Origin of the sequence: Polaribacter pectinis (assembly GCF_014352875.1) — a bacterium.
Taxonomy (GTDB): Bacteria; Bacteroidota; Bacteroidia; order Flavobacteriales; family Flavobacteriaceae; genus Polaribacter; species Polaribacter pectinis.
This window is the reverse complement of sequence record NZ_CP060695.1, coordinates 1,070,585-1,095,362: the sequence shown is the minus strand read 5'-3', so window position 1 is coordinate 1,095,362 and position 24,778 is coordinate 1,070,585. Positions and strand designations below refer to the sequence as shown.

Below are 24,778 nucleotides of genomic sequence, written 5' to 3'. Positions count from 1 at the left end.
AAATTTTAAAAAAGAAAATCCAGCATAAGCTGGATTTTTTTTTGTTAAAAGTAATAATATTGAATTTAATTTTTCTGAAGTGGACTAATAATTTTTACATCAGAAAAAGAAATAGCACCTCTAATGACACCATCAATACTCTTTTTTAAAGCTTCTATTAACTGCATTTTTAATTGAGATTTATGGTAGATTAAACTTACTTCTCTTGCAGGTGGTGGATTTGTAAATTCGCGTAAATGAGATTTATCAACATCATTCAAATCTAGTGTATGTAAATAGGGTAGAAGTGTCATTCCTAAACCTTCTTTGGTTAGTTTAATTAATGTATCAAAACTTCCACTTGCTAATTGAAATGATTTTTTGTTATCAGTTTTAAAAGTTCTACACAAATTAATTACACTTTCCTTAAAACAATGTCCATCTTCTAACAATAAAATATCATCCATCTCTAATTCATCAGGATTTATTACTTTTTCATTAAAAAGACGATGATTTTGCGGAACTAAACCAACAAAAGGCTCGTAATATAAAGGTCTTTCTTTAATAGATTCGTTCTCTAGAGGTGTCGCAGCAATAGCAGCGTCTATATGTCCGTCTGTTAGTTTTCTAATAATTTCTTCAGTTGTTAACTCTTCTATAATTAGTTTTACTTTCGGGTATTTCTTTGTGAAATTATTTAAGAACATTGGTAATAAGGTAGGCATAATTGTTGGAATAATCCCCAATTTAAACTCACCTCCAATAAAACCTTTTTGTTGATGTACAATGTCTAAAATTCTATTGCTTTCATCTACAATAACTTTAGCTTGTTCTACAATTTTTTTTCCAACTTGTGTTAATTCGATTGGTTTTTTAGACCTATTAAATATTTTTACATCCAATTCGTCTTCTAATTTCTGAATTTGCATGCTTAATGTAGGTTGAGTTACAAAACTATGTTCTGCTGCAACCGTAAAATTTTGATATTCTGATACGGATAAGACGTATTTCAATTGGGTGATTGTCATTGGTATAATAAATTTTGATAAAGATATTAAAACTATCAATAATAATTATAGTTTACCGACATAAATTTCTAGTAAATTTGTAATAGCAAAAACTAAGAACACAAAATTATAAATAAAATGAACAAATCAATATTAGGATTAGATAAAAAAGAAAGCGCAAATTTAGTAGATAATTTGAATGGATTATTATCGAATTTTCAAATATACTATCAGAATTTAAGAGGCTTACATTGGAATATTAAAGGAAAAAATTTCTTTGAATTGCATGTTAAATTTGAAGAGTTTTATACAGATTCTCAAGTAAAAATAGATGATATAGCTGAACGTATTTTAACTTTGCAAGGCAAGCCATTACACACTTTTACAGATTATATAGATAATTCTTCTGTACCAGTTGGTAAGGATATTTCTAATGATGTAGAAGCAGTTAATTTGATTGTAAATTCTTTATCTGAATTATTAAAAATAGAAAGAGAAATTTTAGATTTATCAGACGAAGCAAATGATGAAGGAACAAATTCTATGATGAGTGATTTTATTGCTGAACAAGAAAAAACAATTTGGATGTTGAACTCTTGGTTAGGTAAATAGTAAATTAAAAATTTTATTTTATAAAAAGGGAACTCAATTTGAGTTTCCTTTTTTATAATTTATAAGAAAAACCTATTTCCATACCTAAAATATTGTAGCCATCATTAGGTGATAGAAAATTTAAGTTGGAAACATGTCCGAAATTAGAACCTAGATATAAAAATGTTTTGTTAGAAGTTTGATATGAAAAACCAACAGAAAAATTTTCAATAAAAGTAAAACCTTTAGCTAATCTTTCACTTCTTGTATCAATATAAGAGAAGCCCAAACTTATTGTTCCTTGTAAATCTAACTTATTAGTTAACTTTTTTTTAGCAGCAAAACCAAATTCTATAGCATATAAATGCATGTTTTTTTTTCGACTAAATTCTTCTCTTTTTTGTAGATAATCATCTTCATCAGGTTCTACATAAAATAAATTTAAAAGTTGATGTTTTAAAAACTGAAATTGAGGTTGCACAATTAATTCAATTTCTAAACCTTTCCAATTGCCTAATTTATAAAAAGCCTGTCCTTTATAAGTATTTGTTGAATAAGAATAGTCTTTATCATTAAATATAAAATTTTCTTCAGTGCCATAATTGTATAAAACACCTATTTTATAAGGTATTAGTCTGTTTTTTTTTACTTTTTGTGCGTAAAAGGAAATTGAAAAACAAAATAGCAATACAACTAAAGAAAATTTATTCTTCATCGATTAAGAAAACATTTTAGCAACAGTTTCCGCTTTTCTGCTCTCTGAATAATCATAAAATCCTTCGCCAGATTTTATTCCTAATTTTCCAGCCATTACCATATTTACTAGTAACGGACAAGGAGCATATTTAGGGTTTTTAAAACCATCATGCATTACATTTAAAATAGACAAACAAACATCTAAACCAATAAAATCTGCCAATTGTAAAGGTCCCATTGGATGTGCCATTCCTAACATCATAACTGTGTCAATTTCTTTAACACCAGCAACGCCATTATAAAGCGTTTCAATAGACTCGTTAATCATTGGCATTAAGATTCTGTTGGCAACAAAACCAGGATAATCATTCACTTCAACTGGAATTTTATTCACTTTTTTAGACAAATCTACAATCGTATTCATCACATCATCAGTAGTATTGTAACCTCTAATAATTTCTACCAATTTCATAATTGGAACAGGATTCATAAAGTGCATTCCAATTACTTTTTCCGGTCTATTGGTAACTGCTGCAATTTGTGTAATAGAAATTGATGAAGTATTTGTCGCTAAAATTGTGTTTTCGTCGCAAACTTCATCCAATTCTTTAAATATTTTCGATTTTAAAGAAACATTTTCTGTGGCAGCTTCCACAACTAAATCTACATTTTTAGCACCATCTTTTATTGCTGTAAAAGTGGTAATGTTTGCTAATGTTTGTGTTTTATCAGCTTCAGAAATTTTTTCTTTGGCAACCATTCTGTCTAAATTTTTAGAGATTGTTGCCATTCCTTTGTCCAATGCTCCTTGCGAAACATCGATTAAATGTACATTATAATTGAATTGTGCAAATGTATGTGCGATTCCATTTCCCATGGTTCCAGCACCAATTACTGCTATGTTTTTCATATAAAAATCCCATCCTAACCTTCCCAAAGGGAAGGAATTCTTACTCGGGCGAATAAAAATTTAATTATTAAAAAAGTCAATTTAAATATCATAAAATGATATTATTTAAGTTTATTTTAAGTAAGTCAATCCTCAAGAGTGTTTCCTTCCCTTTGGGAAGGATTAAGGATGGGCTTTCTAAAAACAGTCAATTACCATTTGAGCAACACGTAAAGCTTCAGTTCCTGCGCTTAAAGAAACTACTGGTTTTGTTCCATTTTCAATTGCATCAGCAAAAGATTCTAACTCGTCTAGAATTGCGTTATTTGCTTCCACTTCAGGATTATCAAAATAAATTTGTTTTTTTACACCTTCTGCATTTTGTAGAATCATCGCAAATTCATCCGGATTTTCAGGAACATCTTTCATTCTTACAACTTCAGAAACTTTCTCTAAAAAATCAACAGATATATAAGCGTCTTTTTGAAAAAATCTTGATTTACGCATGTTCTTCATCGAAATTCTGCTTGCGGTTAAATTTGCAACACAACCATTTTCGAACTCAATTCTTGCGTTTGCAATATCAGGCGTTTCAGAAATTACAGAAATTCCACTTGCGTGAACATTCTTCACTTTAGAATCTACCACAGAAAGAATAATATCAATATCATGAATCATTAAATCTAAAACCACAGGAACATCTGTTCCTCTTGGATTAAATTCAGCCAATCTGTGTGTTTCAATAAACATTGGGTTGTTTATTTTATCACTTACAGCAGTAAAAGCAGGGTTAAAACGTTCTACATGCCCCACTTGACCAATTACATGATATTGGCTTGCTAACGTTTTTATTGCTTCTGCTTCTAAAACAGTTTTGGTAATTGGTTTTTCAACAAAAATATGACAGCCTTTTTCAATGGCCATTTTTGCACATTCGAAATGAGATAAAGTTGGAGTTACAATATCTACAACTTCTACAGCATCCATTAAACTTTCCATAGAATCGAACAATTTGTAACCATATTCTTTGGCTACTTTTTGCGCATTTTCTGTAAAAGGATCGTAAAAACCGACCAACTCATATTTTTCAGATTCTTGTAATAAACGAAGATGTATTTTTCCTAGATGTCCAGCACCTAAAACTCCAGCTTTTAGCATAAATTCTTGTTTTAGTTTGAATTACGATTGTTAAAAAATCGACAAAAACAAAGATACGATTTTATAGGAATGTATTTAGATTTATTCCTATTTTTAGCTTTTAGAAAACTCTTATAAGTGAAAGATACTTCAAAACATCAAGGTCGTAGAAATCAGTTAGCTACTGTTTTAAAAGCAAAAGGTATTACAGACGAAAATGTATTAAATGCTGTGCGTAAAATTCCACGACATTTATTTATAGACTCAAGTTTCGAAGATCATGCTTATCAAGATAAGGCATTCCCAATTGCTGCAGATCAAACCATTTCTCAACCTTATACAGTTGCTTTTCAATCGCAAACTTTAGAAATAAAACCAGAGGACAAAGTGTTGGAAATTGGAACTGGTTCTGGATATCAAACCGCAGTTTTATTGGAATTAAAAGCAGAAGTTTATTCAATAGAAAGACAAAAAGAATTGTTTAAAAGAACCTCTTTATTTTTACCAAAATTAGGTTATAAACCCAAGAAATTTATTTTTGGAGATGGTTATAAAGGTTTAAAAGAAAAAGCACCTTTTGATAAAATTATTGTAACTGCTGGTGCACCTTATGTTCCAAATCCTTTATTATCGCAATTAAAAATAGGAGGGAAGTTGTTAATTCCTGTGGGAGACAAAACACAAATTATGACTTTATTTATCAGAAAGTCTGCTAAAGAATTCGAAAAACATGAGTTAGGTGATTTTGCTTTTGTGCCTATGTTAGAAGAGAAAAACTAAAGAAATTACTTATAAAGTTTTAAGGATTCTATTCTATAAAAACTATTTCGCTCTTTCCCAATAAGCCGTTTTACCGAAAAGAGAAAAACCAATATAACCACGAAGTTTTAATTTGTTTGGTTTTACTAATTTAATATAGCATTTGTATGTATTTCCATTTCTTGGATCTACAATTGTACCTCCAGACCATTCATCTTTATCTTCTTCTTTTTCTAAACCAGATAAGATGTCTAAACCCATAATTGGTTTATCTTTATATTCACCTTCGCAATCTACACAACGTGCATCTTTTCTATCAGGATTCATTATTTCTACAACTTTTGCAAACGCTTTTCCGTCTTTTTCATAGATTTCTAAAACAGAATCAACAACACCTTCTTCACTTCTAGAATTCCATTTGCCAAAAATTGTTTGAGAACTTATAGATATAGTAGTTGCAATAAATAAAAATGTAAAAAATAATTTTTTCATGGTTAACAAAGATATAATGTTGATAATTTATTAAAAACTGGATTTGAAAGATACAAGAAAAAATTATAAACTGGCATCGAAATTTTCATCCCATTTTTGTTGTACTCGTAAAACTTGTTCGATAACATCTCTCACACAACCTTCACCACCTTTTTTATTAGAAATGTATTTAGAAAGACTTTGTATTTCTTGAACAGCATCATTTGGGCAAGCTGGCAACCCAACCAATTTCATTACAGGATAATCTGGAACATCATCTCCCATATATAATACATTTTCTGGTTGTAAATTGTATTTTTCTACCAATTCTTGATATTGTTTAATTTTATCATGAGCCCCCAAATAAATGTCTTCTATACCTAAAGCAGCCAACCTTTTTCTAACACCTTCATTAGTTCCTCCAGAAATAATACAAACTCTAAATCCTTTATTTAAAGCGTTTTTCATGGCATAACCATCTTTTACATTCATGTGTCTTACTAATTCTCCATCTGGCATTATGGTTAACATTCCGTTTGTAAGAACTCCATCTACATCAAAAATGAAAGTATTTATTTTTGGTAATAATTGTTTAAAGCTAATTTCCATTTTGGATTGATTTTGTTATGATTTTATAGATTTTTTGTTGCTCTTTATTTAACAAATCTAAATGATTCTTTATTGTTTTTTTGTCTTTTCTAATTGCAGGTCCAGTTTGTGCTTCTTCTGGTGATAATGTTTTAATTTTTACAGCAGTTTCTTGAATTAAAGGTTGTAAAATTTCAAAAGGAACATTATTTTTATTGCAAATATCATTCCCAATTTTATACATGTTATTGGTGAAATTATTTACAAAAACAGCAGCAACATGAATTGCTTTTCGTTGTTCAGAATTAATAGGATAAATATTATTGCCTAAAGATTTTGCTAATTTTTCTAACAATTGATAGTCACTTTCTTTTTCTGCTTCTAAACAGAAAGGAACTTCAGGAAAATTAATTTTTTTATCTTTAGAAAATGTTTGTAGCATGTAAAAAACACCTTTATTGGTTTTGTTTTTTAAATCAGACATAGAAACACTTCCAGAAGTATGTACTACAAAAGAGTTTTTAATTTTTGATGAAATTTCTGCAATTACATCATCTGAAACAGCAATGATTGTTATATCTGCTTGAGGTATATTTTCTAATTTCCTTGAATTAATTTGAGTAACAGCTATTGTATCAACATTTAAAAATGCATTGTATAAATGTGTTCCTACATTTCCATTACCTATTATAACTACTGAAATCATGAAAGCGAAGATATTGAAATTATTTAGAGGATTGCAAATGGAATTTGTAATTTAGCATCAACAATACCATTTTAATGAAGAATTCAAAAAAACTAGGAATAAATACAATTTGCGCACATGTTGGCGAAGTAAAAGACGAGCAATTTAAAGGAGCTATTTCTCCTATTTTTATGTCTACTTCTTATGCTTTTGATGGTGTAGATACAAAACGTTACCCACGATACTTTAATACGCCAAATCAAGAAATGTTATGCAAAAAAATTGCAGCTTTAGAAAAAACAGACAATGCTTTAATTTTTGGTTCTGGAATGGCCGCAATAAGCCATACTTTATTTGCTTTTTTACAAAAAGGAGATCATATTATTTTACAACAAACATTGTATGGAGGAACGTACAATTTTGTTGTTGAAGAGTTTGATAAATTCGGAATCGAATATTCTTTCACTAAAAGTTTATCAATCACAGATTTTGAGAAAGAAATCAAAAAAAACACGAAGGTTATTTATATAGAAACGCCATCCAATCCGTTATTAACAATTACAGATATGAAAGCAGTTTCTAAATTGGCAAAAAAGAAAGGAATTGTAACAATGATAGACAATACTTTTGCTTCGCCTGTAAATCAAACTCCTGTAGATTTCGGGATCGATATTATAATTCATTCTGCTACAAAATATATGGGTGGACATTCAGATATTCTGGCAGGAGCAGTTGCAGCTTCAGAAGAACACATTTTAAGAGTTTGGAATGTTGCTAAAAATTTAGGTGGAAGTTTAAGTGACTTTACAGTTTGGATGCTAGAAAGAAGCTTAAAAACAATGAGTTTACGTGTAAAACGCCAGAATAAAAATGCTTTAAAAATGGCGAAGTATTTAGCGGTAAATCCAGATGTGTATCATGTTTATTATCCTGGTTTAAAAGGACACCCAGATTATAAATTAGCAAAAAAACAAATGAAAAACTTTGGTGGTATGTTATCTTTTGAATTTGTAGATGGAATTGATGCTATGAAATTTCAAAATAATTTAAAGTTGATAAAACCTTCAATGAGTTTGGCTGGTGTAGAAAGCACAATGTTAAGTCCAACTCATACTTCTCATGCATTGTTATCTGCAGAAGAAAGAGCAATACAAGGCATTAAAGATGGTCTCATTCGTTTTTCTGTTGGAATAGAAGAAACCAAAGATTTAATTGCAGACATTGAACAAGCAATTGAAAAAGCAAAGAATTAAATCTTTGCTTTTTTTCTAAAATCTGTTTTCAAAAACAAACCAACTTGTAATCTGTCTAAATGGAGGTCATTTATGTAATGACCCAAATAGCCTACTTCTAAAGAAATAGCTTTTGAAGCTTTTAATCCGAAGGCAGAATAAAACCTGTTTTCTGCATATAGATTTCCGTTAAAATTAAAGAAAGATTCATTACTTGCTGTTATGTAAAACCTTTTATTTAAAGAGATTTTAGTTTTTAATCTATATCTAACTCTGTTTCTTAATGATTTTATTCCCATAGAATTTAGGTGTCTGTGTTCAATTCTCAATCGATGAGAAAATGGAAGTTTAAAATGTTTAGTTACATACAAAATCTGTTCATAATGTCTGTTTTCTATGGTGTTAGGGTCTACATCTGGATCAAAAGTTCTGTCAATATCTAAATACATATAACTTATTGTTGCTATAAATTTTTTAGAAATTTTATAGTTAACACCAACATTATAAAGTATTAAATTATAGTTTTGAAAAGTTTGATAGTTTCTCTCTTCAAACCCTGTTAAAACGCTCCAATTATTTGAAATTGTATGATTACCATAATACATATACCAGCTTCCAAATTTTTTTTCTGATTTAGTTTGGGCGTTAAAATTTAAGAATGAAAAAATTAAGATACCTATTAAAATTACCTTCTTCATAATTACTTACTATTTAAAAAGGCTAGGTTTTCCAATTCTCATAAGAAAAACCTAGCCTAAAAAGAAACTACATATGATCTAAATGATGATGTTCATCGATTAATGGACCACCTTCTATAATTTGTTCTGAAGCTTCATTAGCAAATTTTTCGAAGTTTAAGTGGAAGAAATGTGCTAAATGGATTGCTTTACTAATGTAAGCACCTTTTTGTAACCAAGTGTTCATTGGGTCTAACATTTCTGTTGGAACATTAGGACAATATTTTGGCATAAATAAACCAAAAATTGGATGTTGTTCAAATTCTACATTATCTAAACTTCCGTTTAAGATTTCTGTAATCATAGCTCTTGTATATTTTAATTTAATACGAGAACCAATTCCATGAGGCCCACCAGACCAACCTGTATTAATTAACCAAACATTTACACCAGCATCTGTCATTTTTTTACTTAACATTTCTGCATATTTGGTTGGGTGCAATGGCATAAAAGGTTCGCCAAAACAAGCAGAGAAAGAAGGTACTGGTTCTGTTATACCAGCTTCTGTACCTGCTACTTTTGCAGTGTAACCAGATATAAAGTGATAAGCAGCTTGCCCTGGAGTTAATTTAGAAACTGGAGGTAAAACACCAAAAGCATCACAAGTTAAAAAGAAAATGTTTTTAGGATTTCCTGCAAATGAAGGTTCTTGGATATTATCTATATGATATATAGGGTAGCTTACACGTGTATTTTGTGTGATTTCGCCACTCATGTAATCTACATCGTTATTATCGTTAAAAACAACATTTTCTAGCAAAGCACCAGGTTTTATTGCTCTAAAAATATCTGGTTCTTTTTCTTCTGTTAGGTCTATAACTTTTGCATAACAACCACCTTCAAAATTAAAAATATTATTTTCTGCTGTCCATCCATGCTCATCATCACCAATTAATTTTCTATTTGGATCTGCAGATAATGTTGTTTTTCCTGTTCCAGATAATCCGAAGAAAATAGCTGTATCTCCATTTTCGCCAACATTTGCAGAACAATGCATTGGTAAAACATTTCTCTCAATTGGTAAGATTAAGTTTAATGCAGAGAAAATACCTTTTTTCATTTCTCCTGTATATGCAGAACCACCAATTAAAGCTATTTTTTTTGTAAAATTAATAATAGAAAAATTTCCTTGACGAATACCGTAAGCTTTTGGGTCTTCACAAACATAACCTGGTGCACATAAAATTAACCAATCTTCATCAAAAACTTTTTGTTCTTCTTCAGAAGGTCTCAAAAACATATTGTAAACAAATAAGTTAGACCAAGGAAATTCTGTTATAGTTCTAATATTTGTTTTGTAAGTTGGGTCTGCACATACATAACCATCTCTTACATACAATTCTCTATTTGATAAATATTCTTGTACATTGATTTGAAGTTTATTAAAGTTTTCTGAAGAAATAGGTTTGTTGGTTTTTCCCCACCAAACTTTGTCTGCTGTATACTCATCTTTTACAATAAATCTGTCTTGAGGAGATCTACCTGTAAATTTTCCAGTATTAATTGCCAAAGTTCCGTTTTTTGTTTCTCTTCCCATTCCTTTTTCTACAGTTATTCTCTGAAGTTCTTCTGGTGGTAAGTTCCATTTTGTAGTTACGTTTTTGATACCGTAAACTCCTAAATCTGATTTTTCTGGAATAATTGATTTTGTTTTCATAATAGTTTCATTTAAAAATTATTGTATTAAAATGGCCAAATAATTGGCACGAGAATTAATGTTGTTATCAAAAAGAGTATTAAAAGAGGAAAACCAACTTTAAAATAATCTGAAAATTTATATCCGCCAGAACTCATAACCATTGCATTTGTTGTGGTTCCTATAGGTGTTAAAAAAGCCGTTGAAGCGCTTATTGCAATAGTAATTAATAATGGTTCTGGTGATATTTGTAATGTTGTTGCTGCTAATAAAACAATTGGTGCCATTAAAACTGCTGTTGCAGAATTGTTAATAAACTGACTAAATGTTGTAGTTAGTAAGAAGATTCCTCCTAATAATAACGTAGGATTTTCTTTTCCCAATAGGCTAATAATTGAATTAGATATTAATTCTGCTGTTCCTGTTTTTTGTATAGCAACTCCCATTGGAATCATTGCAGCTATCATAATAACACTTGTCCAACTAATTGTTTTGTATGCTTTAGAAAAAGGAACACAACCTGTAAATAATACAATTCCTGCAGAAATTAAGGCTGCAATAGCACCTGGAACTACTTTTAGAACTAACATAATAATCATTAAGATTAATGCTCCTAAAGCTATATATGATTTTGGAGTAAGTTCATCTACATCTTTTAACATTTCTTCTGGTCTACCAACCAAAACCACATTTTTATGTTGATTTTTTAATTTTTCGATGTTTTCCCAAGGACCTCTTATTATAAAACTATCTCCAGCTTTTACAGTTATTAAATCTTCTAAATATGGTTTTCTATATCTAGATGTTGCTAATAATTGAATACCATATCTTTTAAAGTATTCATGTAATTTTATTTCTCTACCAACTAAACGAGATTTAGGTGTAATTAAGACTTCAGACATACCAACTTCTTGGTTTATTAAATTGTATCTTAATTCGCTTTCTGCAGATTCTTTTGGCAACAACCCTAATCTAAAATAAATCATTAGTTTGTTAATATCTTCAGTATTTCCTTTTACAGTAATAATATCATGATATCTCAATTCTGTATCATTTTCAGGAAACTCTATATAAGGTTGCGTGCCCTTTAATCTATTTGGATGTCTTCTTTTTAATCGAATAATATTAACTTTATGGGTGTTTTCTAAATCCCATTGACTAATTTTTGTATTTAATAATGGAGAAATTGAACGTATTCTTAATCTGTAATAATCGTTTTCTATTTGATATGCTTCAATCCATTCATGTAAAGTAGAATCTATGTTTATGGGTTTATTATTTGTTTTATTTTCTGGTAAAAGTTTAAAACCTATGTATCTAAAATATAAGATTGCTATTATTAAAAGAGGTAAACCTATTAAACCAAATTCGAAGAAAGAAAATCCATCATATCCAGCTTCAATTAAAGCATTGTTAGCTATTATATTTGGTGGAGTTCCTGTTAAAGTTAATAAACCACCAGTATTAGATCCAAATGCAACCGGAATTAATATTTTAGAAGGCATTGTACCAATGCTCCAAGCAGAAGAGATAGATGCTGGTAGCAAGGTAGCTACTGTACCTGTGTTACTCACAAAACCAGACAGCACTCCAGAGCCTAATGTAATAATTACTAATAATTTAGGAATGCTTTTTCCTGCCAGTTCTATTAGTTTTTTTCCAGCTAAAGCGGTCCAACCAGTTTGTGACAATCCTTCTCCAATAATAAATAATGAAGCTATCATTACAACTGTAGGGTTACTAAAACCGCTTAAAGTTTCATTTAAATTTAGAATTCCACATAAAAATAAACTTAACATAGAAACTAATGCAACTACATCTGGTGAGTATTTACCCCAAACAAATAAAGCAATTGTAATTATTAATATTATAAGCATTGTGTAAATCATAATCTCACTATTTTTATAGTTGTTATCTTTTGATACAGTAAATTTATGGTCAAAACAAAGTTTTTAATATGATATAAATCATACTTTCCAATTCAGTCTAATTATTACGATTTTATTAAAATTTAGGCGATAAGTATGAAAGAACAGAACAACGAAAACGTAATAGATATAGAAGCTTTCTATGGTTTCCTTAAAAAAGAGTTATTTTTGATATGAAAATATATCTATTATTAGCTTAAAATTGTAAAAATTTACTGTAGTTGGCGTCAGATAGATAAAAATAAAGAATAAAATATACATGAAATTAGACATATTAGCTTTTGGAGCACACCCAGATGATGTAGAATTAGGTTGCGGAGCAACAATAGCAAAAGAAATTTCTTTGGGAAAAAATGTAGGAATTGTAGATTTAACTCGTGGTGAATTAGGTACTCGTGGTTCAGCAGATTTAAGAGATAAAGAAGCAGCAAATGCGGCTAAAATATTAGGAGTTTCGGTTCGTGAAAATTTAGCTTTTGCCGATGGTTTTTTTCTAAATGATAAAAAACATCAATTAGAGATTATTAAGATGATTCGAAAATATAAACCAGAAATTGTACTTTGTAATGCAATTGATGATAGACATATAGATCATCCTAAAGGAAGTAGTTTGGTTTCTGATGCTTGTTTTTTAAGTGGATTATTAAAAATAGAAACTGAAGTAGAAGGGAAGCAACAAGAAAAATGGAGACCAAAATTAGTGTATCATTATATACAATGGAAAAGTATTGAACCCGATTTTGTAGTTGATGTAACTGGTTTTATTGATAAAAAAACAGATTCAGTTTTAGCATATTCGTCACAATTTTATGATCCAAAAAGTAATGAGCCAGAAACTCCAATAACAAGTAAAAATTTTATTGATAGCATAAATTACAGGGCAAGAGATTTGGGAAGATTAATTGGAGTTGATTACGCAGAAGGTTTTACTACAGAGCGTTACGTTGCTATAGAAAATTTAAGTAAATTAATTTAATTTTTTGTTGTTTTAGAATAGAAAAAATATTTATATTTGCACCCGCAATTATATGGTGGTTGTAGCTCAGTTGGTTAGAGTATCGGTTTGTGGTACCGAGTGTCGCGGGTTCGAGTCCCGTCTTCCACCCAAAAATAAAATCCTTCTCATTATGAGAAGGATTTTTTTGTTACTATTATTTTATATATTCTAAAGGATAATTTTAATTTATCCCTTATAGAATGGCAACTTTACAATTGTTGCTGGAATTGCTTTTTTACGAACTTGAATATGTATTTGCGTTCCAGACTTTGCAAAAAGAGTAGGAACATAACCCATTCCAATTCCTTTTTGTAAACAAGGACTCATTGTACCAGAAGTTACGTTTCCAATAACATTTCCATTGCCATCTACAATATCATAACCTTGTCTTGGAATTCCTCTTTCATCTAATTCAAAAGCAACTAAACGTCTTTCTGGTTTGTGTTCTTTTTCTTTAGCTAAAGCTTCATGGTTTACAAATTTTTTCGTGAATTTAGTAATCCAGCTTAAACCTGCTTCAATTGGTGAAGTTGTATCGTCAATATCGTTTCCATACAAACAGTAACCCATTTCTAAACGCAAAGTATCTCTTGCTGCTAAACCAATTGGTTTAATTCCGAATTCTTCTCCAGCTTCAAAGACTTTATTCCAAATTTGTTCTACTTCAGAATTTTTACAATAAATTTCGAATCCTCCAGAACCAGTATAACCTGTTGCAGAAATAATGACATTTTCAATTCCTGCAAAATCTCCAACTTTAAATTTATAAAAAGGAATATCTGCCAAATCTAAAGAAGACAAAGATTGCATTGCATCAATTGCTTTTGGTCCTTGAATTGCCAACAAAGAATAATCTTCCGATAAATCTTTTAGATCTGCATTAAATTCTTCATTGTAAGAAGAAATCCAGTTCCAATCTTTCTCAATATTTGAAGCATTAACTACTAATAAATATTGGTTTTCTTTAATTCTATAACAAATTAAATCATCTACAATTCCGTTTTCTGTATTTGGAAAACAGCTGTATTGAGCATCGCCAATTTCTAATTTAGAAGCATCGTTAGAAGTAACTTTCTGAATTAAAGCCAATGCATTTTCTCCAGAAACTAAAAACTCTCCCATATGACTTACATCAAAAACACCAACAGATTCTCTTACCGTTAAATGTTCTGCAGTAACGCCTTCATATTGAACTGGCATATTATAACCAGCAAAAGGAACCATTTTTGCTCCAAGATTTTCGTGAATTGTATGTAATGCAATATTTTTCATGTATAAACTTCTTAAAATTTCAGCTAAATTATTGAAAAATTCGCAATTATCAATCACTAATTTTTTGTTAATGTTTCTTTTGAAAAAATAAATAATATTACATTTGAAAAAACAACAACTAATATAATTACAATGAAAAGTTTCAGATTTTTATTTATCCTTTTATTTACAATTTCTTTCAGTGGATTTTCACAAACTCCAACTGATTTTTTATCTAAAGAATTTCATAAAAGTAGAAGAGATGCATTAAGAGCGAAAATGCCAGCAAATTCTGTAGCAGTAGTATTTGCAAACCCAATAAGAAATAGAGCCAATGATGTAGATTTTGTATTTCATCAAGATCCAAATTTTTATTATTTAACAGGTTATAGAGAACCAAATGGTGTTCTAGTACTATTTTCTGATAATCAAACAGATGAAAACGGAGTTTCTTATAATGAAATTTTATATGTTCAGAAAAAAGATGAAAAAGCAGAGCAATGGAATGGAAAACGTTTAGGAATTGAAGGAGCTAAAAATGAATTAGGCTTTAAAAAAGTAATGAATGCTGAAGAGTTTGTAAGTACAAACATCAATTTTAAAAATTTTGACAGAGTTTTAATCGAAAAATTTAGTGATGATTATAGAAACTCTACAAGAAACACTGCAGAAGTTTACGATTTAGTAGTCGCTTTTAAAGAGAATTCAGGTTTTAATCCTAATAACTTTTTATCACCAGTAAAAAAGCAAGTTTATGAATTGGTAAAAGCTACTCCAATTGAAAACAGCGCAAATGTTGCTCAAATAATTGGTAGAGCCTTGGCTTATGATCCTTCATTAAAAAATGATGAAGATTTAATGAAATATAAAAATGCTACTGATAGTAAAATTAAAAAAGAATTACAGCAGAAAATTTCTTTAAAATTAGAAGCAAAAACTAATATAGATGTTACTTTTTTATCAAGTAATTTAGCAGCGTTAAGAGAAGTAAAAACTGCAGAAGAATTAAAATTGTTAACCAAAGCAGTTCGTATTTCTGCAGTTGGTCAAGTAGAAGTTATGAAAGCCATGAAACCTCATATGTCTGAAACTGAATTACAAGGAATTCATGAATTTGTCTACAAAAAATATGGCGCAGAACATGAAGGATATCCTTCAATTGTTGGTGCAGGTAATAACGGTTGTATTTTACATTATATAGAAAACAACAAAACTAAAGTTGGTAACGATTTGGTTTTAATGGATTTAGGAGCAGAGTATAGAGGTTACACAGCAGATGTTACACGAACAATTCCAGCAAACGGAAAGTTTACAAAAGAACAAAAAGAAATTTACGATATTGTTTATGCCGCACAAGAAGCTGGTATTGCAGAAAGCAAAGTAGGCAATAGTTTTAATGCGCCAAATACTGCTTGTAGAAAAGTGATAAATGAAGGTTTACTAAAATTAGGAATTATAAAAACTTTGGACGAAAAACACCCTTATTTACCTCATGGTGTTACACATTATATTGGTTTAGATGTTCATGATGCAGGAACTTATGGTGCTTTTGTAGCCAATTCTGTAATTACTGTAGAACCTGGAATTTATATTCCAGAAGGTAGTAATTGTGACGAAAAATATTGGGGAATTGCAGTTAGAATCGAAGACGATATTTTAATCACAGAAAATGGCCCAATTAATTTATCTGGCGAGGCTCCAAGAAAATCAGATGAAATTGAAAAAATGATGAAAAAGAAATCTATTTTAGATGAATTCATTTTACCAGATTTAGATAAATAATGGGTAAAACTGCAATTGTTTTAGGAGCAACAGGTTTAACAGGAGGAATTCTATTAGAAAAACTTTTAGCTGATAAAAATTACTCAACAATTAAACTATTTTCAAGAAGTTCTGTTAAAGTAAAATCTGAAAAAATAGAAGAATTTATTGTAGATTTATTACAATTAGAAAAGTCTGCAAAAGATTTTACTGCAGATGAAGTTTACTGTTGTATTGGTACTACAGCTTCAAAAACCAAGGATAAAGAAAAGTATAAAAAAATAGATTACGGAATTCCAGTAACTGCTGCTAAACTCTCCAAAAAAAATGGTATAGAAACATTTGTGGTAATGTCTTCAATGGGAGCAAACTCCAATAGTTCAGTTTTTTACAACAAAACAAAAGGAGAAATGGAGCGAGATGTTTTAAAGCAAAATATTAAACACACATTTATTTTAAGACCTTCTTTAATTGGCGGAAATCGTGATGAAAGTAGAGTAGGAGAAAAAATTGGAAAGATATTTATGACCATTTTTAATCCGTTATTTATAGGACCATTAAAGAAATACAAAATGATTCATCCAGAAATAATTGCCAATTGTATGAAAATACTTGCAAACAACCCTAAAAATGAATCTATCATTAGTTCAGATAAAATTTTATTAATTGCTAATTCTAAATAATATGAGTGAAAAACAACCCAACAATCCAATGCATGGCATAAAATTGGCAACAATTGTAGAGCAACTTTTTAAAGAATATGGTTGGGAAGAATTAGGAGATATTTTAAATATAAACGCTTTTAAAAATAACCCAACTTATAAATCGAGTTTAAAATTTTTAAGAACCACACCTTGGGCAAGAGAAAAAGTAGAAAAATTTTACGAAAAAAATATGCTTGATTAATTTTTTATGGAGCTATTTCCTGCTTTCACTACTCGCTTTTTTTGCATAAAAAATGCAAAAAAGAGCTCAAATAAACCGTTCAATCAGGGCTAGAACTTTTTGCTAACTTATTTTAAATATTATAAGTTATTGTTTTTCTATTTTTAATTCGCTTTCTCATTCCTAAGAAAACAAGAATCCATAATTAACTACTTAGAATCTCAATAACCAACTCCTTTGTCAAAGGTTTACCATTGGCAATTTTCTTAATATTATCAAACGTAAAAACAAAATCACATCCCATTTTATAATCTGAACAACCATAAGCAGTTTTTCCTTTTAAAATGGTTCCTTTTTTACATTTTGGACATGCAATTTTATCTGAAGTAGAATTTATAGGTTTTGATATTTCTTTTTTAGGTTCTAGTTTTAAAGCAAAATGCTCATCAAAACGAATTAAACCATCTACTTTACCAGCATCGGTTTTAAAACCTTTTAAGTTGGTTGTACAACCTTTATCAATCAAACGAATTAACTGATTTTCAGAAATCTTTTTTCCGTAAACTTCAAACGGAATTTTTAAATCGCAATTATTTTTATATTCAGAACAACCAAAAGCAGAAGATCCTTTTAATAATTGCCCTTTTTTACATTTCGGACAGGTTTTTCCAGCAACTTGTTTTGATTTTGCAGGTTTTTTTGTTTTTGAATTGGTAGTTTGTTTTTCTTCCTTTGCAGTTGCGTTAGAAGAAATTCGCTTTTTAGAAGTATTAGAACGGACTTCATACACCAATTCATCTACCATTTTTTTCATATTATTTATGAAAGTCCCAGCATTGAATTCTCCACGTTCAATTTCTTTTAAACGTTTTTCCCAACGACCCGTTAATTCAGCAGATTTTAATAATTCGTTATCAATAATATTAATTAAATCGATGCCTGTTTGCGTTGGTAAAACGAGCTTTTTCTTACGTTCTATATATTTTCTTCTGAATAAAGTTTCAATAATACTTGCACGCGTAGAAGGTCTTCCAATTCCGTTTTCTTTCATTAATTCGCGCATTTCATCATCATCTACTTGCTTTCCTGCAGTTTCCATGGCGCGTAATAAACTTGCTTCTGTAAAATTTCTTGGTGGTTTTGTTTCTTTTTCTAAAAAGGATGGTTCATGTGGTCCTTTTTCGCCTTTTACAAAAGAAGGTAAAATAGCTTGAGCGTTTAATTCTTTTTTTGCCTTACTTTCTTCCGTTTCAAAAGCAACTCGCCAACCTTTGGTTAAAATTTCTTTTCCAGTTGTTTTAAAAGGAACATCAGAAGCTTTTCCAATTACAGAAGTATTAGAAACATCAGAATCTGGATAAAAAACACCAATAAATCTTCTGGTAATTATGTCATAAACTTGTTGCTGATTGTATTGCAAATTGCCCTGAATTCCTGTCGGAATAATTGCATGGTGATCTGTAACTTTTTTATCATCAAAAACACGTTTCGATTTCTTTATTTTCTTTCCTAAAAGTGGTTGCGTTAATTCGCTATAATTTGTCAGTTTTGACAAAATTCCGCCAATTTTCGGATATACATCATTTGGTAAAAAAGTAGTATCAACTCTTGGGTAAGTAACTACTTTCATCTCATATAACTTCTGAACCATTTTTAGTGTTTCATCCGCAGAAAATCCGAATTTATTATTACAATATACCTGTAAACCTGTTAAATCGAACAATTTAGGAGCGTATTCTTTACCTTTCTTTTTGGTAACAGAAACAATTTCAAAGTCAGATTGTGCTACTTTATCTGCTAAAACTTGTCCATCTTCTTGTTTCAGAAAACGACCATCTTCATAATTAAAAAGTGTATTTCTGTACGTGGTTTGCAATTCCCAATAAGGTTGTGGTTTAAAATCTCGAATTTCCTCAAAACGAGTTACCAACATTGCAAGGGTAGGAGTTTGCACTCTTCCAACGGATAAAACTTGCTTGTAACCGCCAAATTTTACGGTGTATAAACGAGTTGCATTTAAACCTAAAAGCCAATCTCCAATAGCTCTAGAAAATCCTGCATAATAGAGATTATCATATTGTTCAGCAGGTTTTAAATTGTTGAAACCTTCTTTTATGGCTTCTTCAGTTAAAGACGAAATCCATAAACGTTCTACTTTTCCTTTGTAATTACACTGGTTAATTACCCAACGCTGAATTAATTCTCCTTCTGTTCCTGCATCCCCACAATTAATTACAACATCTGCTTTTTCAAATAAACTTTTTACAATATTAAATTGTTTTTTAATTCCTGCATCTCCAGTAACTTTTGTATCAAAACGTTCTGGAAGCATGGGTAAGTTGTTCAAATCCCAACTTTTCCAATGTGGTTTGTAATCTTTAGGTTCTAAAAGTGTGCATAAATGCCCGAAAGTGTAGGTTACAGCATAGCCATTTCCTTCGTAGAAACCATCACGTTTTGTGTTGGCTCCCAGAATATTAGCAATTTCTCTTGCTACAGATGGTTTTTCGGCAATACAGACTTTCAATGTTGATTAATTTTGTGAGTTCGAAATTAGTGAATTATTATATAATTAAAGATGTTCTTTTTGCGATTGTTAATAAAATAGAAGTCCTTCAGTTTCTTAAAACATGAAGGACTAAAATAGGAATTTGTATATTATTAATTAAGAGATTATTTAATTTATAAATAGGATTAATATCACTTTAATTTTGAAAGTTCTTTTTTCACATCTTCCCAAGAGAGTTTTTTCTTTTTAATTGATTCACTAACTTCTTGCTGAATTTCATTCTTTTGAGAATCAGTTAAGTCATCCCATAAATCTGTTTTTTCTTTTTTACTCATGTTTAAAGATAATAAAAATTTTATTTAACCAAAGCCAATTGAATTCGCTTTCGAACAATATCAACCTCTAATACTTTTACCAAAATTTGCTGATTTAAAGCCACAATTGCATTGACATCTTTTACAAAAGTATCTGATAAGTTAGAAACGTGAATTAAGCCACTTTCTTTAATTCCGATATCTACAAAACAGCCAAAATTGGTAATATTATTTACAATTGCTGGTAAAATTTGTCCGGTTCTTAAATCAGAAATGGATTTGATATTTTGGTCAAAAGAAAATGCTTTTGCCTTTTCTCTTGGGTCAACTCCAGGTTTTTCTAATTCTTTAATAATATCTTCTAAAGTTGGCAAACCAATGGTTTCAGAAATATAATTTTTTAAATTTATTTTTTGAAGAATCTCTTTATTACCAATAAAATCTGCAACTTTTACTTTGTTGTCTTTCGACATTTTATCAACCAAAGCATAACTTTCTGGATGCACACCAGAATCATCTAACGGATTTTTACCATTTTTAATTCGTAAAAAACCTGCAGATTGCTCAAAAGCTTTTCCTCCTAAACGTGGTACTTTTTTAATGGCAGTTCTTGAAGTAAAAGAACCATTTTCGTTTCTATAATTTACAATATTTTCTGCAATTTTTGGTCCAATTCCAGAAACATAACTCAACAAAGATTCACTTGCAGTATTTATGTTTACACCAACAGTATTTACACAACTTTCTACAGTAGAATCTAAAGATTTTTTCAATTTTGATTGATCTACATCATGCTGATATTGCCCAACTCCAATCGATTTTGCATCAATCTTTACCAATTCAGCCAAAGGATCTTGCAGACGTCTTCCAATAGAAACAGAACCACGAACCGTAACATCGTAATTTGGGAATTCGTCTCTGGCAATTTTTGAAGCAGAATAAATAGAGGCACCAGCTTCACTAACTACAAAAACTTCAACTTTATTCTTAAACTGAATTTTTTGTACCAATTGTTCTGTTTCTCTGGATGCTGTTCCATTTCCAATTGCAATGGCTTCTGTATTATAAGATTCTGCTAAAGAGCTGATTTTTTTAATCGCTTCTATGGTTTGTTTTTGTGGTTCATGAGGATAAATATTCTCATTATGCAACAAATCTCCTTGCTCATTTAAACAAACTACTTTACAACCAGATCTAAAACCAGGATCGATTGCTAAAATTCTTTTTTCTCCTAAAGGAGCACCTAATAATAATTGTTTCAGGTTTTTAGCAAAAACTAAAATGGCATTTTCATCTGCTTTTTCTTTGGCAATTGATAACGCTTCGTTAGATAAAGAGGGAAATAACAAACGTTTATAAGCATCTTCGATAGCCAATTGTATTTGCTCTGAACATTCGTTTTGAGAACGAATAATTCTGTCTTCCATTTTTTGAAGCCCTCGTTCTTTGTCAATTTCTATTTTAACACGAATAAAGCCTTCATTTTCTGCTCTTAAAATTGCCAACAATCTGTGTGATGGAATTCGCATTAAAGATTCGCTCCAATCGAAATAATCTTTAAATTTTTGTGCTTTTTCGTTATCAATTTCTTTCTTTACAACTTTCGATGAAATCGTAGAATAACGTTCTAATTCTCGTCTAATATGAGTTCTGATATCAGTTCTTTCGTTAATCCATTCTGCAATGATAAAACGAGCACCTTCCAAAGCATCTTCAATAGTTTCAACTTCGTTGGAAGTATATTTTGAAGCAGTATGTTCCAAGTCATTTATACGCTGACTCATAATCATCTTCGCCAACGGTTCTAAACCTTGTAAACGTGCAGTTTCCGCTTTTGTTTTTCGCTTTTTCTTGAAAGGTAAATACAAATCTTCTAAAGCAATCATATCTTTAGAATTGTTTACTTTTTGTTCTAATTCAGCAGTTAGAACATTTTGCTCTTCTAATGCTTTTAAAATCGCTTTTTTTCGTTTTTCTAACGCTTCAAAAATTTCTTTAAAATTGACTATTTTTCCAATTTCAACTTCATCTAAATTACCAGTCATTTCCTTTCTATATCTACTTATAAAAGGAATTGTAGCGTCTTCATTTAACAAAGAGATAGTGTTTTCTACAGATTTAGATGATAGTTGTGTTTGCTGAATTATATATTGAAGTAATTGCATTTTATATTTGAATTTTATCAGAAAAAAGAAACCCCATAAAGTTAAATTTATGAGGTTGTAAATATACTTTTAATATTGATTTATTCAGAAATTACTTTCTCAAAAGCCAATCTTTTTGCGTTGTAACTTGTGTAAATAACACCACAATATTTGTAACCTAATTTTTTGATTAAAGATTGCATTCCAATGTTTTCTTCATGTGTATCAATCTTTAAACTTTTTACTTTATTTTCTAATAATTGCATGTGAAATTCATGGAACATAAAAGTTGCCAAACCGAATTTTCTAAACTCTTTTTTGATTGCCATTCTATGTATTACACCATATTTTTCATCTTCATTTATAATCCAATTTCCATCAATAACTTTATAAGTTGGTTCTTTGTTGGTGGTAAACATGGAAGTTGCCATTATTTGGTTTTCATCATTAACAACCACAAAGCTTTCTCCGTTTTTAATATCGTTTTCAACTTGTTCAGCATTTGGATATCCATTTTGCCATTGATCGATATTTTGAGATAATAAATAAGCTTTAGCATCATTAATAATTTCCATAATTGCAGGAACATTGTCTAAAGTAGAAAGTTGAATTTTCATCAGTAAAAATTATATCATTTTAAAATCTAATAACAATTCACCTTCAATAGAACATTGCAAATGATCTCCTTTTTGAATTTCTCCAATTCCTGCAGCAGGAGTTCCTGTGAAGATTAAATCTCCAGGTTCTAACGTCATATATTCAGAAATAAATGAAATAATATCTGCGAAATTATTAATCATAAACGCTGTACTACTTTTTTGTTTTTGTTCTCCGTTTATTTTTAAATCAAAATTTATATTATTCAAATCTGGAAAATTAGAAACAGGCTTAAAATTGGAGATAGGAGCAGCACCATCAAACCCTTTTGCAAATTCCCAAGGATGTTTTCTTTCTCTATAATCATTTAAAACATCTTTGGCTGTATAATCGATTCCTACAGCAATTTCAGAAATATAATCGTTTGCATTTTCAACAGATATGTCTTTCCCTTTTTTACCGATTTTAATCACTAACTCAACTTCATAAACCAATTGATTTGTGAAACTTGGGTATTTAACATCGCAATTAACTGCTAAAGCTGTTTCTGGTTTAGAGAAGATAAACTTTTTTCCTTTTCTTCTTTCTTCGATTTCTTTTTGGTCAATTACATAATTACTACCAATTCCTAATATTTTCATTTTCTTTTATTTTTGATGTAAAAAAAAACCACAAAAATCACAATGTATATTTTGTGTTTCTGTGGCTAAAATAATTTATTTTTAAAGATTTTAAGCAGTAACTTTCTCTTTTTTAGTTTTACTTTTTGGTGCAAAATCTACCACAACTTGATTTTGTAAAATATCTTGCATTGTTTGTCTTTTTCTAATTAAGTAATCTTTTCCATCAACAATCATAACTTCTGCAGGAATATAACGAGAATTGTAGTTAGAAGCCATTGAAAAACAGTAAGCTCCAGCATTGTGGAAACATAAAACATCTTCTTCAGAAATTTCTGAAATTCTTCTGTTTGATGCAAACGTATCAGTTTCGCAAATATAACCTACAACCGAGTAATAACGGTCTTTTCCTGACGGATTAGAAATATTTGTAATATGATGATAAGAATCGTACATCATTGGTCTAACCAAGTGATTAAAACCAGAATCTACATGTGCAAAAACTGTTGAAGTTGTTTGTTTTACAACATTTACTTTTGCTAAAAAAGAACCCGCTTCAGAAACCAAAAACTTACCTGGTTCGAACATTAATGTTATTTCTTTTCCATATTCAGTACAAAAATCATTAAATCTTTCTGATAATTGTAAACCTAATTGCTCTATATCTGTAGAAATATCTCCTTCTTTATAAGGCACTTTAAATCCACTTCCAAAGTCGATAAAATCGATATTTTTGAATTGTTTTGCCACATCAAATAAAATTTCTGATGCACGTAAAAAAGTATCAATATCTAAAATATCAGATCCTGTATGCATGTGAATTCCATTAATATTCATTCCTGTGTTTTCTACGACACGTTGAATGTGAGGAACTTGGTGAATCGAAATTCCGAATTTAGAATCGATATGACCTACAGAAATTTTAGAATTTCCACCAGCCATAATATGCGGATTGATACGAACACAAACAGGAATTTCTGGATGTTTTTGACCAAATGATTCTAAAATAGAAAGATTATCAATATTAATTTGAACACCTAATTTTGCAACTTCTTCAATTTCTTGAAGAGAAACACCATTTGGCGTGTAAATAATATTCTTTGGGTCAATTCCCGTTGTTAAACTCAATTGTACTTCTTGAATAGAAACTGTATCTAAACCAGCACCTAAATTGGTTAAAAACTTTAAAATATTTACGTTCGATAATGCTTTAACAGCATAATTCAATTTTAAATTATCAACAGAATTAAATGCACCTGTTAGGCGTTTGTATTGCGTTTCAATTTTATCTGTATCGTAAACGTATAAAGGACTTCCGTATTTATTTGCTAATTCTAAAAGTTGTGTTCTTTCCACAATAATATA

Annotated in this window: 24 protein-coding genes and 1 tRNA gene; 8 read left to right on the top strand and 17 right to left on the bottom strand. The window is 29.8% G+C overall.

The features are described 5' to 3' along the window. Positions 1-65: 65 nt before the first annotated feature. Positions 66-1,007, bottom strand: coding sequence for a hydrogen peroxide-inducible genes activator (locus H9W90_RS05170; protein ID WP_187483391.1), 942 nt, complete (start codon positions 1,005-1,007; stop codon positions 66-68). 117 nt (positions 1,008-1,124) lie between these two features. On the opposite strand from H9W90_RS05170, the gene H9W90_RS05165 reads away from it, so the two are divergent. Continuing rightward, complete coding sequence (locus H9W90_RS05165) at positions 1,125-1,598, top strand: Dps family protein (protein ID WP_187483390.1); 474 nt, start codon at positions 1,125-1,127, stop codon at positions 1,596-1,598. 52 nt (positions 1,599-1,650) lie between these two features. Here H9W90_RS05165 and H9W90_RS15390 read toward each other — a convergent pair whose 3' ends face one another. The 3 genes from H9W90_RS15390 to H9W90_RS05150 all read right to left on the bottom strand — a co-directional run bounded on the left by H9W90_RS15390 (position 1,651) and on the right by H9W90_RS05150 (position 4,320). Beyond that, positions 1,651-2,292 carry an acyloxyacyl hydrolase gene (locus H9W90_RS15390; protein ID WP_254712529.1) on the bottom strand — a complete coding sequence of 214 codons (642 nt, stop codon included), beginning with the start codon at positions 2,290-2,292 and terminating at the stop codon, positions 1,651-1,653. 3 nt (positions 2,293-2,295) lie between these two features. Continuing rightward, positions 2,296-3,183, bottom strand: coding sequence for a 3-hydroxybutyryl-CoA dehydrogenase (locus H9W90_RS05155; RefSeq protein ID WP_187483389.1), 888 nt, complete (start codon positions 3,181-3,183; stop codon positions 2,296-2,298). A 177-nt stretch (positions 3,184-3,360) separates the two neighbouring features. Continuing rightward, a complete protein-coding gene (locus H9W90_RS05150) occupies positions 3,361-4,320 on the bottom strand; it encodes a Gfo/Idh/MocA family protein (protein ID WP_187483388.1) in 960 nt (319 codons plus the stop codon). Positions 4,321-4,437: 117 nt separating this feature from the next. Here H9W90_RS05150 and H9W90_RS05145 point away from each other — a divergent pair, with 117 nt between their 5' ends. Next, positions 4,438-5,079 (top strand): protein-L-isoaspartate(D-aspartate) O-methyltransferase, encoded by a 642-nt coding sequence (locus H9W90_RS05145; RefSeq protein WP_187483387.1) that lies wholly within the window; start codon positions 4,438-4,440, stop codon positions 5,077-5,079. Positions 5,080-5,121: 42 nt separating this feature from the next. Here the strand turns inward: H9W90_RS05145 and H9W90_RS05140 are convergent, their stop codons facing one another. The 3 genes from H9W90_RS05140 to H9W90_RS05130 form a co-directional block, all read right to left on the bottom strand. Continuing rightward, positions 5,122-5,550 carry a DUF2147 domain-containing protein gene (locus H9W90_RS05140; RefSeq protein ID WP_187483386.1) on the bottom strand — a complete coding sequence of 143 codons (429 nt, stop codon included), beginning with the start codon at positions 5,548-5,550 and terminating at the stop codon, positions 5,122-5,124. Positions 5,551-5,613: 63 nt separating this feature from the next. Then, entirely contained in the window at positions 5,614-6,138 is a 525-nt protein-coding gene (locus H9W90_RS05135) for a KdsC family phosphatase (RefSeq protein WP_187483385.1), read from the bottom strand. Beyond that, positions 6,128-6,823: a Rossmann-like and DUF2520 domain-containing protein gene (locus H9W90_RS05130; RefSeq protein ID WP_187483384.1), complete on the bottom strand. Its 696-nt coding sequence runs from the start codon at positions 6,821-6,823 to the stop codon at positions 6,128-6,130. Before H9W90_RS05130 ends, H9W90_RS05135 begins: the two co-directional genes overlap by 11 nt. A 74-nt stretch (positions 6,824-6,897) precedes the next feature. Between H9W90_RS05130 and H9W90_RS05125 the strand changes: the two genes are divergently transcribed. Next, positions 6,898-8,055 (top strand): trans-sulfuration enzyme family protein, encoded by a 1,158-nt coding sequence (locus H9W90_RS05125; RefSeq protein ID WP_187483383.1) that lies wholly within the window; start codon positions 6,898-6,900, stop codon positions 8,053-8,055. Here the strand turns inward: H9W90_RS05125 and H9W90_RS05120 are convergent. The 3 genes from H9W90_RS05120 to H9W90_RS05110 form a co-directional block, all read right to left on the bottom strand. Further along, the gene (locus H9W90_RS05120) at positions 8,052-8,732 is read right to left on the bottom strand and encodes a DUF2490 domain-containing protein (RefSeq protein WP_187483382.1); all 681 of its coding nucleotides are present in this window, start codon (positions 8,730-8,732) and stop codon (positions 8,052-8,054) included. The two genes, H9W90_RS05125 and H9W90_RS05120, sit on opposite strands and share 4 nt — an antisense overlap. A 67-nt stretch (positions 8,733-8,799) precedes the next feature. Next, on the bottom strand, positions 8,800-10,428 hold the full coding sequence (gene pckA, locus H9W90_RS05115; RefSeq protein ID WP_187483381.1) for a phosphoenolpyruvate carboxykinase (ATP): 1,629 nt from the start codon (positions 10,426-10,428) through the stop codon (positions 8,800-8,802). Positions 10,429-10,454: 26 nt separating this feature from the next. Then, entirely contained in the window at positions 10,455-12,296 is a 1,842-nt protein-coding gene (locus H9W90_RS05110; protein WP_254712528.1) for an SLC13 family permease, read from the bottom strand. Positions 12,297-12,594: 298 nt separating this feature from the next. Between H9W90_RS05110 and bshB1 the strand changes: the two genes are divergently transcribed. Continuing rightward, positions 12,595-13,311, top strand: coding sequence for a bacillithiol biosynthesis deacetylase BshB1 (gene bshB1, locus H9W90_RS05105; RefSeq protein WP_187483380.1), 717 nt, complete (start codon positions 12,595-12,597; stop codon positions 13,309-13,311). A 54-nt stretch (positions 13,312-13,365) separates the two neighbouring features. After that, positions 13,366-13,441: transfer RNA gene (locus tag H9W90_RS05100), tRNA-His, on the top strand. A gap of 77 nt (positions 13,442-13,518) precedes the next feature. Here H9W90_RS05100 and gcvT read toward each other — a convergent pair. After that, the gene (gene gcvT / locus H9W90_RS05095; protein WP_187483379.1) at positions 13,519-14,604 is read right to left on the bottom strand and encodes a glycine cleavage system aminomethyltransferase GcvT; all 1,086 of its coding nucleotides are present in this window, start codon (positions 14,602-14,604) and stop codon (positions 13,519-13,521) included. Between the two features lie 132 nt (positions 14,605-14,736). Between gcvT and H9W90_RS05090 the strand changes: the two genes are divergently transcribed. Genes H9W90_RS05090 through H9W90_RS05080 form a run of 3 tightly spaced genes read left to right on the top strand, consistent with a single transcriptional unit; the run spans position 14,737 to position 17,250 of the window. Continuing rightward, entirely contained in the window at positions 14,737-16,365 is a 1,629-nt protein-coding gene (locus H9W90_RS05090; RefSeq protein ID WP_187483378.1) for an aminopeptidase P family protein, read from the top strand. Then, the gene (locus tag H9W90_RS05085) at positions 16,365-17,027 is read left to right on the top strand and encodes an NAD(P)H-binding protein (RefSeq protein WP_187483377.1); all 663 of its coding nucleotides are present in this window, start codon (positions 16,365-16,367) and stop codon (positions 17,025-17,027) included. Before H9W90_RS05090 ends, H9W90_RS05085 begins: the two co-directional genes overlap by 1 nt. A 1-nt stretch (position 17,028) precedes the next feature. Continuing rightward, entirely contained in the window at positions 17,029-17,250 is a 222-nt protein-coding gene (locus H9W90_RS05080; RefSeq protein WP_187483376.1) for a VF530 family protein, read from the top strand. Positions 17,251-17,434: 184 nt separating this feature from the next. Here H9W90_RS05080 and H9W90_RS05075 read toward each other — a convergent pair whose 3' ends face one another. The 6 genes from H9W90_RS05075 to lysA form a co-directional block, all read right to left on the bottom strand. Continuing rightward, positions 17,435-19,756 carry a type IA DNA topoisomerase gene (locus tag H9W90_RS05075; RefSeq protein ID WP_187483375.1) on the bottom strand — a complete coding sequence of 774 codons (2,322 nt, stop codon included), beginning with the start codon at positions 19,754-19,756 and terminating at the stop codon, positions 17,435-17,437. Positions 19,757-19,929: 173 nt separating this feature from the next. Next, positions 19,930-20,073, bottom strand: coding sequence for a hypothetical protein (locus H9W90_RS05070; protein WP_176397537.1), 144 nt, complete (start codon positions 20,071-20,073; stop codon positions 19,930-19,932). Between the two features lie 20 nt (positions 20,074-20,093). Further along, entirely contained in the window at positions 20,094-22,217 is a 2,124-nt protein-coding gene (locus tag H9W90_RS05065) for a Tex family protein (RefSeq protein ID WP_187483374.1), read from the bottom strand. 80 nt (positions 22,218-22,297) lie between these two features. After that, positions 22,298-22,813 (bottom strand): GNAT family N-acetyltransferase, encoded by a 516-nt coding sequence (locus H9W90_RS05060; protein WP_187483373.1) that lies wholly within the window; start codon positions 22,811-22,813, stop codon positions 22,298-22,300. Between the two features lie 9 nt (positions 22,814-22,822). After that, positions 22,823-23,434 carry a fumarylacetoacetate hydrolase family protein gene (locus H9W90_RS05055; RefSeq protein WP_187483372.1) on the bottom strand — a complete coding sequence of 204 codons (612 nt, stop codon included), beginning with the start codon at positions 23,432-23,434 and terminating at the stop codon, positions 22,823-22,825. A gap of 90 nt (positions 23,435-23,524) precedes the next feature. Continuing rightward, positions 23,525-24,769, bottom strand: a complete 1,245-nt coding sequence (gene lysA / locus H9W90_RS05050; protein ID WP_187483371.1) for a diaminopimelate decarboxylase — start codon at positions 24,767-24,769, stop codon at positions 23,525-23,527. Positions 24,770-24,778: the final 9 nt, after the last annotated feature.

Coding starts and splice junctions, on each gene's coding strand:
- H9W90_RS05170 (WP_187483391.1), bottom strand. CDS start 1,007: ATGACAATCACCCAATTGAAATACGTCTTATCCGTATCAGAATATCAA.
- H9W90_RS05165 (WP_187483390.1), top strand. CDS start 1,125: ATGAACAAATCAATATTAGGATTAGATAAAAAAGAAAGCGCAAATTTA.
- H9W90_RS15390 (WP_254712529.1), bottom strand. CDS start 2,292: ATGAAGAATAAATTTTCTTTAGTTGTATTGCTATTTTGTTTTTCAATT.
- H9W90_RS05155 (WP_187483389.1), bottom strand. CDS start 3,183: ATGAAAAACATAGCAGTAATTGGTGCTGGAACCATGGGAAATGGAATC.
- H9W90_RS05150 (WP_187483388.1), bottom strand. CDS start 4,320: ATGCTAAAAGCTGGAGTTTTAGGTGCTGGACATCTAGGAAAAATACAT.
- H9W90_RS05140 (WP_187483386.1), bottom strand. CDS start 5,550: ATGAAAAAATTATTTTTTACATTTTTATTTATTGCAACTACTATATCT.
- H9W90_RS05135 (WP_187483385.1), bottom strand. CDS start 6,138: ATGGAAATTAGCTTTAAACAATTATTACCAAAAATAAATACTTTCATT.
- H9W90_RS05130 (WP_187483384.1), bottom strand. CDS start 6,823: ATGATTTCAGTAGTTATAATAGGTAATGGAAATGTAGGAACACATTTA.
- H9W90_RS05125 (WP_187483383.1), top strand. CDS start 6,898: ATGAAGAATTCAAAAAAACTAGGAATAAATACAATTTGCGCACATGTT.
- H9W90_RS05120 (WP_187483382.1), bottom strand. CDS start 8,732: ATGAAGAAGGTAATTTTAATAGGTATCTTAATTTTTTCATTCTTAAAT.
- pckA (WP_187483381.1), bottom strand. CDS start 10,428: ATGAAAACAAAATCAATTATTCCAGAAAAATCAGATTTAGGAGTTTAC.
- H9W90_RS05110 (WP_254712528.1), bottom strand. CDS start 12,296: ATGATTTACACAATGCTTATAATATTAATAATTACAATTGCTTTATTT.
- bshB1 (WP_187483380.1), top strand. CDS start 12,595: ATGAAATTAGACATATTAGCTTTTGGAGCACACCCAGATGATGTAGAA.
- gcvT (WP_187483379.1), bottom strand. CDS start 14,604: ATGAAAAATATTGCATTACATACAATTCACGAAAATCTTGGAGCAAAA.
- H9W90_RS05090 (WP_187483378.1), top strand. CDS start 14,737: ATGAAAAGTTTCAGATTTTTATTTATCCTTTTATTTACAATTTCTTTC.
- H9W90_RS05085 (WP_187483377.1), top strand. CDS start 16,365: ATGGGTAAAACTGCAATTGTTTTAGGAGCAACAGGTTTAACAGGAGGA.
- H9W90_RS05080 (WP_187483376.1), top strand. CDS start 17,029: ATGAGTGAAAAACAACCCAACAATCCAATGCATGGCATAAAATTGGCA.
- H9W90_RS05070 (WP_176397537.1), bottom strand. CDS start 20,073: ATGAGTAAAAAAGAAAAAACAGATTTATGGGATGACTTAACTGATTCT.
- H9W90_RS05065 (WP_187483374.1), bottom strand. CDS start 22,217: ATGCAATTACTTCAATATATAATTCAGCAAACACAACTATCATCTAAA.
- H9W90_RS05060 (WP_187483373.1), bottom strand. CDS start 22,813: ATGAAAATTCAACTTTCTACTTTAGACAATGTTCCTGCAATTATGGAA.
- H9W90_RS05055 (WP_187483372.1), bottom strand. CDS start 23,434: ATGAAAATATTAGGAATTGGTAGTAATTATGTAATTGACCAAAAAGAA.